Below are 11793 nucleotides of genomic sequence, written 5' to 3'. Positions count from 1 at the left end.
GGTCTTATCAAAACCAGCGATGATGCAATTTCTTCACGCGGTTTATGATTTCTAGAGTTCTGGGCATTGGCTGATCAGCGATTTCGCTAATGGGATTCCCCGCAAGTGTGTTCAAGCAAATGTCCATGCTCTCTGTGAGTGCAGGGATTGAATATCCGCCTTCGAGAATGAGTGACATTTTCCCGTTGCAATGCACTTTTGCCAGCCTGTTAGATATTTGTGTCATGACTCCAAATCCATGTGTGGTTACACCCATGCCCCCCAAGGGGTCATCCTGATGGGCATCGAAGCCAGCTGAGATTAGTATTAGGTCGGGTTTGAAGTTTTTATTAATTGGTTCAATGATGTGTTCAAATATCTGTATGTAATCGGCATCCATTTGCCCTGCAGGCATCGGCACATTGACGGTGAATCCTTTGCCAGGACCATTGCCGATCTCTTCTAGATAGCCCGATCCAGGATAGAGTGGCGATTGGTGAATGCTTATAAAAAGAACGTCATTGCGGTCATAGAAAATGTTCTGCGTGCCATTGCCGTGATGTACATCCCAATCGATGATGCAGATGCGATTGATGTTAAGTTCGTCCAAAGCGTGTTGTGCAGCAACAGCGATGTTGTTAAAGAGACAGAACCCCATTGCTCGAGCAATCTCGGCGTGATGTCCGGGGGGGCGAATGGCGGCCAATGTCGGTTGTCCAGGCTGATCGCATGCAGACGTGACCGCTTTAATGGCGGCCCCGGCTGCAATGGTCGCGGCTTTGACTGACCCAGGGCTTATTGCGGTGTCGAAATCAAGGAGTAGGTTTCGATCAGCGCAGTTGATGAGATGCTCAACGTAGTTGGCGCTATGGACACGGCTCAGTTGAGTCGCTGTTGCAGCCTCTTGATCGCGAATCATTTGCAGAGACTGTGTCGGGGTTTCCTTGAGTATGGCTGCAAGTCGGTCAGGCACTTCCGGACTCGTGAAGCCATGGATATCTTTCGCAGGATCATGCTCAAGCATGGCTTGGTGAGAATAGAGGTGGGGGTAGACCATTGCGTTGAAGATATTATCTCCTGTCGAGATCATGCGTAATGAAAGAGCCAAAAGTCAAAATAGAAGTAGCTCTCACTCTTGCGGCATTGGCCAATAGTGATTGATAGTAGGAGGCTCTTCTTTATTGCTCTGGCTGCAAGCAATGATCGCTATGCATCGGTAGTGAGTGTCTTGTCGGTCGAACTTCTGCTCGGAGTGGTCTTGGAATGGTCCGCTTCAGTGTTAGGCGGGACCCAGGGCTCGAAGAGATCGGTCTCAATATCAAAGAGGCTGAGCAATCTTCCAACGGTATGGTCAACCATATCCTGGATTGTCTGCGGCTTGTCGTAGAAGGCTGTTACCGCAGGTGCGATGATTGCCCCGGCCTCTGTTGCCTGCAGCATGGTTTTGATGTGTCCAGCGTGCAGCGGGGACTCGCGTAACAATAATGCAAGTTTGCGGCGTTCCTTAAGTGTGACATCCGCCGCTCTTGCAACAAGATTAGTGGTGGTCCCGTATGCAATCTCAGACATCGTCTTTATTGAGCATGGGGCAATGATCATTCCTCTGGTCTTGAATGACCCTGATGCGATGGACGCGCCAATGTCACCAGGGCCATAGATATGATCGGCCAATGCCTCCATGCCACGTTTGCTGACACCAGTTTCATACTCTCGGACGAGTTGGGCAGCGCGAGACATGACCAAGTGAGTCTCAAATCCCATCTGGGGTAATACTTCAAGTAAGCGAATGGCATATGTGATGCCGCTGGCGCCAGTCACGCCGATGATCATGCGTTCTTTCATCAGAGGGCCTCTAAAAAGGGATTGGATTCCGGCTGCAGAATCAGATTGTAGGCCGTCATTCTGCTTGCAAGCAAACGCCCCCCGAAGATAAATCTCCGGGGGGCGATGAAATCAACAAGAAATATAAGCTCTGATTATGGGCAGCTGGTTCCAAAGACGACCAGGAAGGCAGAGAAGTCTTCCAGGCCCACACTTCCGTTTCCATCCATATCTTCAGGGCAATCGCTACATGGGTTGCCGAAGGCCACCAAGAATGATGAGAAGTCAGTCAGATCTATTTGGCTATCACCATTGAAGTCGCCATCGCAGTCCTCTGGTTCCGGATCATCTGCACACAATCCAAACACAGCATTCAGTACATCGACGCGTGCATCGATTGATGGAACATTTTCCAGGCCAAAGCCTAGATACCAAGCACCATAGGTTTCATTGGTGTATTGGATTGCTCCATCACCACTGTCACCAGTAAAGGCGAGCTCGCCTGCGGTCGTACTGATGTTGTCAGTGTAGTTGGTGTAGAGGAAATCCATTGGCAGGGTCAAGCCGTTGAAGGTGGCATTCGCACCACTAAACGTGGTGTGCCCCACATCACTTTGTCCAGATGACATTTTCATGTAGTTGGCCATCAGTGGTGTTGGTGTGGCATTGTCTGCGCCACCCTTATCCCAGAGCCAATCCTGGCTCGATACAAACAAACAGCCGCCGCCATCAAGATAGGAACTAAGAGCTGTTTCGCCATCCGTACCAGGTCCAGCAAAGCCGCCGAACTCAGCACCGGTGAACCATAAGACGAGGTCATAGGAGGCAAGTTGCCCGGCTGTGGGTTCGTTGTCACTGTTGACGGTGTCGTAGATGTCATAGGCAACGCCCATTGCATCGAGTGCATTGGTGTAGTAGTCGCGGACATCTGGATTGTTGTCATCGTCATCAACCAGCAATACTGGTGGAACGCCAACCTGGATCGAGACAACAGCGGAATTAGAATTCGTGCTGTTTTCCATGACATAGTAGGTGAATGAGTCTGCTCCAGAGTAGTTGTTATCTGGAGTGTAGGTCACTGTTGCACCATTGAGCGTGTATGGGACGGTTGCAATGTTTGAGCCGCCATCACTGAGCACGCCATTACTTGGAAGCGATTCAATGACATGGTCAATAGGGCCGCCTGTGCCTGACGCCCCGGCAAGGGTAATCGTCTGTGCAGCATTGAGCTCGCCACCAGAAGCCACGTCCACGGCTGATGGAGGACACTGATCTCCTGATGAGGCAATCTTGAGTTTCCAAGAGTTCAATTCACCTTGGTCGGCGCTGGCATAGTCACCGACCTCTAATGTCCAGTCGCCGTTGCTGCTCTCGCCGTTGAAGTCTGAGAGAAGGCCAGGGCCATCGACGTCGAACGTTCCTTCGTTAAAGGTTGCCTGGACATTGTCTTCATCTCCACCAGTTCGATTGCGGAGATATACAGTTGTTCCAGCAGGGCTTCTGAGAATGACCTCAAGGTCACCAGACCACGTATGTGTGATATCTACTTCAACATCGACATCACCAATGCAGTAGAAGTCTGCGACGTTGATCGTGCTCACGATCACGGTGTTGTCAACGATTGACGTTGGCGTGTCAGTCGATGCATAGCTGTAGCGGCCTACATCGAGTGTGATTTCACGCGTCGTGTCACCATTGTCACCATCCAAGTTGTTGAAAGAGATCAAAGCAGCCACGATTCCAGCTGGAAGTACATCTGCCTGCCTGTTAATGGAGATTTCCACATCCAGGCTTGGATTAGCTTCTGTCAGGGTGGTCGTCAACGATGGTGAGCCATTGATGTCGATCCATGACTGATCAGCAGAGATCTCAATATTGAGATCTGTTGGTCGCGTCGAAGTCAGGGTATAGGTTTGAGTCGAATTGAACGGGCCACCCACAGGGCCGCCTGTCTCGAAACCAATATCTGGTGTGAGTACGAAGTTTGTTTGCCCAACTTCGATCGTGTGTTGCTTGCTCACAACTGTCATATTCGTTTGATCTGTGAAGCTAAGGCCTGCTTGATAGAAGCCTGCGACCAGTGCATTGGCTGTGGCCGGATCGACGGTCACGCCAACATTAAGGGTTGATCCAGGATTCAATGTGCCTGAAATTGGGCTTGTTGACCCGTTGATTTTCAAGGCGATCGAGGCATCAAAGCCAATTTCATAAGCAATTGCTACGTCAAAGTTATTTTTCAGTGTGTACTCGGCATTGCCTCCGCCAGCTTCATTTTCGAATGGTCCACCAATGGCACCAATCCATGTTGTACTGCCGGGGCCTTGGATGCTCAGGCCGCCGCCGCCGAGGGTGTCTATCTCTGTTAAGAGGAAAAATGGATCAAGCCAAGCTTGCAGGCTCGAAGTCTCATCGCCATTGTAAGGATAAGAGATGGCGAAAGAGCCGTACCAGTCACTGGTAATGCTGCTGCAAGAGGCAAATCCGCCATGCAGTTGTCCGATGACTTGGTGATTCTGGTTAAACAGAGGTGAGCCAGATGACCCGCCTTCGGTGGTGCCTTCCTCCCAAGCAGTAACCCGGACATGGCTGCCGTTAGTCACTTCGGCTTCACCGAGATAATCAGTAAATGTGCCTGCATCATCATCAAACGAAATGCGTTTTTCGTCTACGCTTGGATGGTGAATGCCAACCATGCTTGTTGGAGCGTCGGGGGTGGCATTCCAGCCGCAATAGGAAACCTCAAAAGCTTCATCAACAGGATTTACGAATTTGACGAGTGTAAAGTCGGACGCAGAGCTGCTTGCCAGGAACGTGGCTCCGGTTGAGAACTGACTCAAAGAACCGTCACCAGGGCCGCCACTTGCTTCGCTTCCGGGTGCACGGCAAATACTATTTTCAAAATTCCAGTAGGCAACCAGTGATCCAGCATTGCCACTATTGATGCCACAGTGGTCTGCGGTCATGAAGAATGGCTGGCCGTCCTCTAAATGGTTGTTGATCATAAAGCCAGAGCAGAAGCCGCTGCCACCAGTTGAAATGGCTGCAACACAGGCAATTTCTGCATCCCATTCGCGAATATCATTGCCATTGACCGTGTCGCAAATGACGTCGATATTGCAGCTTCCAGAACGGACGAAGTAGGGGATCGGATGATCATTGTAAAAGCCACCAAGATCCAGCAAATCGACCATTTGATTGGTACCGCGGAAACAGGTGGACATGCCGGTAATAGCACAGTCTTGTGCTAGAAATTCCTCGAAGTCACGGAAATTTCGTCCCGTGTATCTCAACTCCATATCAAACCAACGTGTTGGGTCATATGGCTTCACAGGGACAAATGCAGTATGAACGATTTTAGGCCCAGGCATCCGCAAGCCTTGGTGACTGACCAAGTCAGGTGCGATAGCAATTTGCTCGCCTGTCATTTCCCAAATCAGATGACCAGACTTATCTGTGAGTAGGATTCTGGTGTCCGCAGCCAGGTGTCTCGGTAGATTGCGGTCCAATTGGATGATGGCGCCAGCGGCACCAATGTTGGCATCCATGTCTTGTTCGGTACAGGTGAAGCGGACTTTCCAAAACGACATCGGCCCTTCCTGGGCATTTCGTTTCATTCCAGTCGTTCCGCAGTTCTCTGGGGTAAGCCCGCGCCAGTCCATATCCAATTGGGCGCCCGCTGGCCACATGTTTGGGTCGAGGTTCTGCCCTTTGGCATCTCGGCCAGCAAGCGCGTAGAACATGGCGTAGCGGTATGCCTTGGCTTCATGTTGATCTGCCATCACAAGATCCGCGACTTGTTCCACATCAACAGCAGGAAAGTTAATAGATCCGTCTTGCCCGATGGAAACTCGGTCGGTTGTGTAATTTCCGGGATCAACTGCGGCATTGGTGGTTGATACGGTCGTGAGGCCCGCAAGCAGGGCTGTGCAGGTCAAGAACTTCAGGCCAGTACATGTAGCGCTCATTAATGATCACCTTTCTCAAGAGAACCTCACTAGGAGCCACTAATTTGTGCCTGTGGGTTCTGGATTCTTCTTAGCAAGACCTATAACAAGCCTATTCACAACTATTTGGACGATAGGATTGCTGTCCTCAGCCTGTAGATACCGCCGGGGACAGTAAGTCTCTCTTTCCTCTCACCATTGAGAGTATCACTGGATCGAGCCATCAACAACCTAGAAATTGTGATCTAAACATCTAAAATATGGGTTTTACATCGATGGCTGCCAGATTTGTGCCCTCCGGGCCCCCGTATGGTGCAATATAGGCCCTAACTTCCTGCGGAGGCCACATTTGTGGATGTGGCCTGTAGTTCGATCATATTCCGATAGGCTCCACCTCTGGTCATGAGTTGGTCATGATGGCCATGCTCAATCACCCGCCCATGGTCGAGCACCAGAATAAGGTCAGCCTGATTGATTGTGCTTAGGCGGTGGGCGATCACAAAGCATGTGCGACCAAGCATCAGCGTATCAAGACTGGACTGAATGATCCGCTCGCTAGCGGTGTCTAGATTGCTGGTTGCCTCATCGAGAATCAGAAGGCGAGGATTGGCTAAGATCGCTCGAGCAATTGCAAGTCTTTGCCGCTGCCCACCGCTAAGTCGCACGCCGCGTTCGCCAATAAGCGTGTTGTAGCTGTCAGGTAGCTGGTCTATGAACTCACTTGCATGTGCTTGTTGAGCAGCGGTGATAATTTGTTCTTGTGTCGCAGCTCTACGTCCATAACCAATGTTTTCGGCGATGGAACCATCGAAGAGGAAGATATCTTGTTCGACGACCCCGAGCAGGCTGCGGTAGGAACGTAAGTCTACTTCGGTGAGATCGATGCCGTCTAGAAGAATACGCCCTTGAGTGGGGTCGTAGAATCGTGCCACAAGATTACATAGCGTCGACTTGCCGCTGCCACTGGCACCAACTAAAGCCACCACTTGGCCCGGTGCAACCTCAAAGGAAATGTCTTTCAACACTGGCTCAGTCGTACGGGGGTAACAGAAACTGACGTTTTGAAGGGTAATGCGTCCATCTACCTGGGCTGCTGAAATGAGGCGCTTCCCTGAAGTGGCATGTTCTGTTGGTTCTTCAAGTAGATCAATGAGTCGGTCTAAGCCAGCCAAACTGCTCTGGAATTGAGTGGCGCTGGCGGCGAGTGTTGCCAGCGGGGCTAGTAGCATCGCTAGATACGTTAAGAACATGACGAGATCACCAACGGTCATTGCTTTTGACTCGGCCAATGTGCCGGCCGCTACAGCAGCCCTGTCAGAGATAATTTGAGTGGCGCCGTACCATAAAAGTAGGGCCGTCGCGGCTGGAATCAGAATAGACCAAGCAATGTCCACCCCACGAGACCACCACCAGGCCAACAGCTCCTGTCGTGCGAGTAGGTGGTTGTTAAGTGCGAAGCGGTTTCGTTCAGTGGTCTCTCTTCCAAAGGCTCTGACCACGCGCATGCCACCAAATGACTCTGTGGCATGGGCATCAGTATGCTGGCGGGTATGCCGTACATCGCGCCACAATGGCCGGATGCGGTTAATCCAAGTCCGGTGGGTCAGAAACACCAATGGGAAGAGGATGATCGCCCCCAAGAGCATGGTCCAATCCACCACAGCCAAGATAAAAAGCACACCGATGAGCTGAATGATTGCTTTGGCTGGGTTATAGACCATTCCAAAAATCAACTCAGCAACAGCCCCAGCATCTTCACGAAGAATGCTTGAAGCGCCACCAGATTTGAGTTCGTAGACACGGTGCAGCGGTAGATGGGCTGCATGTCTAAACGCAAGGCGACGCACACGGACCTGCAACCGCTTGGTCGTTCGTGTGGCTCGCCAGCGTGTCCACATTCCTATGCTGAGCCCCACGATCGCAATCAGTAGGCTTCCTGCTGCCAGGCAGGCAAGGAGCCAGCCCGGTTGAGCAATGAAAGGCAGCGCATCAATTGACCAGCTCGGGAGCGGCTGGTCTCCTAAGACATTGTCAAATACAACTTTGGTGGCAGCGGGAGGTATGAGTGTGAGTATTGTCGCAACTGCTAATGCCAGTAGTGTGAGCGCAAGGCTTCTTCGCTCTTGGCGAAGTAGCCGCCAAAACCAGCCGACCAGTTTTTTAGTAGGCCTTTGTCGTACATACTGTCGGCGAGCTAGTTCAGCTGGAGCGATATCGCCACTATGCGCATTGCGCTCGCCACGTGCGGCGCGGCGATACGTGGTAAAACGTCTGCGAGAGGAGTGATGGCGAGGTTCCATAGCCACGCATCATAGCGCAATGCTTGATAAAAAAAGCAAAGTCAGGCCTGGGCATCTTGGGAGGTCTGCGGCCCATGGTCTTTTTTAAATCTTCCCAAGGCCACATTGAATCATCGATTTCACAGGAGGCGGTGGTAGCTGGAGCTTCGCCAGGTGTCCCAGGGCCAGTTTCTCTTTGATGCCGAGACATTGGACGCCTAGTGCAAAGCAACACACCCCAGTCCGGAGACTGAGGTGTGTTTATAAGCGGGTGACCGGGTTCGAACCGGCGACATTCAGCTTGGAAGGCTGACGCTCTACCAATTGAGCTACACCCGCAAGGACCTATAGGTTAGCAAGCCACCGAGCGGCTGTAATGTTGGGGCGCAGATTGCAAGGAGACGCAGAATCGCCGATGCTATGTAGGTGTTTCAATAGGATTCCGGATCTCCGCTCTTGTATGGACAACTTGCCGCAGCGAAATATGGTCTTGATTCACTCCAATCTGATAAGTGACTCGATCAAGCACACGGTTCAGGACCATCGCCGTTGGGTCAAGATCATCGTTCGCGTTGTCATTTCATTGGTCATTCTGGGCCTCATTGCCATCTTGGCGATCGTAGGGGGCCACTGGTTTGGGCCGGTCGAGGCATGGATTGAACGGCAAGGGATTTGGGCACCGGTGCTGTTTGCCGGAATCTTTCTTGTGTTGGTGATTTGTTTTATCCCTGAAGCAGTTCCTTCGCTTACGGCTGGAGCCTTATTTGGGCTGTGGTGGGGCTGGCTTTTTGTCATTGTGATGGGCTTTATCTCGGCCATCGTGTTGTTTTTTTTATCGCGATATGTGCTGAGGCGACCTGTCGAGAGGATGATGAAAAAGCACCCCAAGTTTGCGGCAATTGATAAGGCAACTGGTCGAGAGGGCTTTAAGATCATGCTTTTGTTGCGATTGGCACCCATTGCCTTCTCTCCGCTGTGTTACGGGCTTGGGGCGACGCGTGTCACTTTCAAGGCCTACTTCATGGCACTGATTGGAATGTTGCCCGGGAATTTTGTGACCGTCTATTATGGAACAGCAGCCAAGCACGTCGCCAGACTGGCCAGTGGGGAAGAGAAAGGGTCAGTCATTTACTACGTTGGACTTATTGTTGGCCTTGTGGCAGCAATAGCAGCAGTTGCCGTCGTAGCTCATGTTGCTCGTCGAGCGCTCAAGAATGCAGTGGAAGCCAGTGAAAAGGCCTCTGCTGCTATGCCTGCTGAAGGGGCTTAGGACTCGTTTTATTACGGGCTTGGCGGCAGAGATTATAATGAAATGCTGTAGATAATCGTAGGCATTTGATTGTGAATTTGAGGTCCTAGTTTATATAAGAGGCGATGCAGCTAAATGACACAAGTTGAAGTTCCAACGATCAGCCAAACAGATCGAATCGTTAAGCCGATATTTATCTCCGGATTAAGAAAATCTGGCACGTCTATGAGTTTCAATCTCTTGGATGGTGTTCCCGGCACATATACATATCCTCGAAACGAAGTGCACTTTTTTAGTTACACCGATTCATCGCACATCACGAGTAACCGGCGGCGGATTTCAGGGCCGATGGAAGATCGCGTCGAAGCAATCTGCGCTGACAAGTGGTTTAGGCCACAACCAAAGAGCAGCGGGAAAAAATCATACTATTCTGCAATTTCATTCAAAGAACAGTTGTATAAGCGACTTGATGGCGGACTTATTCAGACCGATGGTGATTTACTGGAGTCCATTCTGTGTGCTGGGGTGCATGCCACTGCTGATTATGCTGGGCAGCCTATTGATCAAATGAGTGTTGTTGTGAAAGGGGTCCAGCAAGCAGAGTTCTTTCCGGAGTTATTGTCTTACTTCCCTGATATAAAATTCATTTATGTGCTCAGGAATCCGTTTGGCCAGTTGAATTCAGCAATTCACAATCTGCGTCATGCCCAGATGGGAAAGCAAGAGCAGTCGCGGATTGACAATGACTCTAAGAAATTGCATAAGAAGCTCAAGTATCCTTATTTGGGGCAGCGCATCTTAGAGATGCGATTGAGTTATTACTTCATGCGTAAATGGGCCGGATTACATCCAGATAATTTTAGGATCCTGGTTTATGATCGGTTGCTTGATAACCCAGAAGCGGAGCTTCGCCCATTAGCAGACTGGCTGGGTGTTGAGTTTGACCCAATCATGACCCAAGTAACAGGGCAAAATGGCAGCAGTCAGCGAACACGATCTGGTTGGTCGCTTCAGGGTGAGCGTAAGGCTGGTGAGATTAGCAAGGCACCAATGACAGCTTGGAAGGAACAGTTGCCAGGTGGTGTCCAGAAGTTAGTGCGGCAGCTCTTTCGTGATGTGCTTCAGGAATTCGACTTTGACTCCAAGGGTGCGAGTGCATCGAGGTGGCGAAGATTTGATCGGTCAGAGGACCTGCGTACTTATGTAGCCAATCGGTTCTTGTTTTCAAAGGGCATACGTCGCATGGTGGGCCCCGACAACAATACCGAAAAGCCGCGCGTAGATCGTTCAGAGTTGATGGCCGGAGCAGTTATCGAAAAGCGCTGATCCCGGTCAGTGCTCTTCCTAGAATCAGGGTATGAATATCATGTGTGCCCTCATACGTGCGCACCGATTCAAGGTTGCACAGATGTCGCATCACATGATGTTCGTTTAGGATGCCGCTGCCGCCCAGTAAATCTCTTGCTTGGCGCGCAACTGTAATTGCAATCTCGACATTGGCTCGTTTTGCCAATGAGATTTGAACAGTTGTCGCATGGCCAGCATCTTTGAGTTGGCTAAGTCGCAGGCATGTGAGTTGTGCTTGGGTAATTTTTGTGGCCATGTCAGCAAGTTTGGACTGCACAAGTTGAAAGCGAGCAAGTGGTTTTCCGAATTGTATTCGTTCTAATGCGTAGTCACGCGCTTTTGTAAAGCAAGAATGGGCGGCGCCGACGACTCCAAAGGCAATTCCATATCGTGCTTGATCTAGACATGCGAGTGGGCCATTTAATCCTGTTGCGTTTGGGAGAATCGATGCTTCCTCGGCGACGCAGTTCTTTAGTTCAATGCAGCCTGTTGTACTGGCTCTCAGTGATAGTTTTCCCTTTATCTGACTTGCGGAATATCCAGTTGAAGTTGTGTCTACGAGGAATCCTCGGATTGCAGAATCCGGAATGTCACCAACGTTTGAATCGTCACGTACTTTGGCCCAGATGACGGCAACGTCAGCAATGGTCGCATGGCCGATCCATGTCTTAGAGCCGTTGATGATCCATTGGCCATTCTGAAGAGAGGCGGTGGTGTTCATGCTGCCAGGATCTGAGCCATGGCTTGGTTCTGTGAGTCCAAAGCAACCTAGTTTTTGGCCACTGGCCAAGAGCGGGAGCCAGTGTTCTTTCTGTTGTTCGCTTCCAAATAGTGCAATAGCACTCATTGCCAGTGCGCCTTGTACCGAAGCGCAGGTGCGAAGTGCACTGTCACCCGCTTCAAGTTCTTGCATGATGAGGCCGTATGTCAGTGCGTCGAGTCCTGGGCAGCCGTAGCCTTTAATAGACGTTCCAAAGGCGCCCATTGCGGCCATCGGAGCAATCAGATCGGTTGGGAAGGCATCATCTTCGTATGCATCTGGCATGCGAGGTAAGGCGCTATTTTGGACCCATTCGCGTACGCGGTCACGGCTTGCTCGCTGCTCTGGGGTAAGTAGTTCTTCAAGCCTGTAGAGGTCTAGGTTTTGCAAGGGTTCTGAAGTGGCCACTAATCA

Annotated in this window: 7 protein-coding genes and 1 tRNA gene; 2 read left to right on the top strand and 6 right to left on the bottom strand. The window is 50.9% G+C overall.

The window, feature by feature from the left end; all coding sequences use genetic code 11:
• Positions 1–7 precede the first annotated feature (7 nt).
• The 5 genes from P8J86_08895 to P8J86_08875 form a co-directional block, all read right to left on the bottom strand.
• Positions 8–1069: a histone deacetylase gene (locus P8J86_08895; protein ID MDG2054811.1), complete on the bottom strand. Its 1062-nt coding sequence runs from the start codon at positions 1067–1069 to the stop codon at positions 8–10.
• A 116-nt stretch (positions 1070–1185) separates the two neighbouring features.
• On the bottom strand, positions 1186–1821 hold the full coding sequence (locus tag P8J86_08890; protein MDG2054810.1) for a UbiX family flavin prenyltransferase: 636 nt from the start codon (positions 1819–1821) through the stop codon (positions 1186–1188).
• 134 nt (positions 1822–1955) lie between these two features.
• On the bottom strand, positions 1956–5765 hold the full coding sequence (locus P8J86_08885) for a proprotein convertase P-domain-containing protein (GenBank protein ID MDG2054809.1): 3810 nt from the start codon (positions 5763–5765) through the stop codon (positions 1956–1958).
• Positions 5766–6070: 305 nt separating this feature from the next.
• Complete coding sequence (locus tag P8J86_08880) at positions 6071–8044, bottom strand: ABC transporter ATP-binding protein (GenBank protein MDG2054808.1); 1974 nt, start codon at positions 8042–8044, stop codon at positions 6071–6073.
• A gap of 245 nt (positions 8045–8289) precedes the next feature.
• Positions 8290–8362 (bottom strand) — tRNA-Gly (locus P8J86_08875).
• 76 nt (positions 8363–8438) lie between these two features.
• Between P8J86_08875 and P8J86_08870 the strand changes: the two genes are divergently transcribed.
• Both P8J86_08870 and P8J86_08865 read left to right on the top strand, forming a co-directional pair.
• Complete coding sequence (locus P8J86_08870; protein MDG2054807.1) at positions 8439–9293, top strand: TVP38/TMEM64 family protein; 855 nt, start codon at positions 8439–8441, stop codon at positions 9291–9293.
• 114 nt (positions 9294–9407) lie between these two features.
• Positions 9408–10598, top strand: a complete 1191-nt coding sequence (locus tag P8J86_08865) for a sulfotransferase (protein ID MDG2054806.1) — start codon at positions 9408–9410, stop codon at positions 10596–10598.
• Here the strand turns inward: P8J86_08865 and P8J86_08860 are convergent.
• Positions 10582–11787 (bottom strand): acyl-CoA dehydrogenase family protein, encoded by a 1206-nt coding sequence (locus tag P8J86_08860; protein MDG2054805.1) that lies wholly within the window; start codon positions 11785–11787, stop codon positions 10582–10584. The genes P8J86_08865 and P8J86_08860 overlap by 17 nt on opposite strands.
• Between the last annotated feature and the right edge of the window lie 6 nt (positions 11788–11793).

The organism is Phycisphaerales bacterium, assembly GCA_029268515.1.
Lineage (GTDB): Bacteria > Planctomycetota > Phycisphaerae > Phycisphaerales > SM1A02 > JAQWNP01.
Note: the sequence above shows the minus strand (reverse complement) of the source record. Positions and strands in the feature narration are given on the sequence as shown.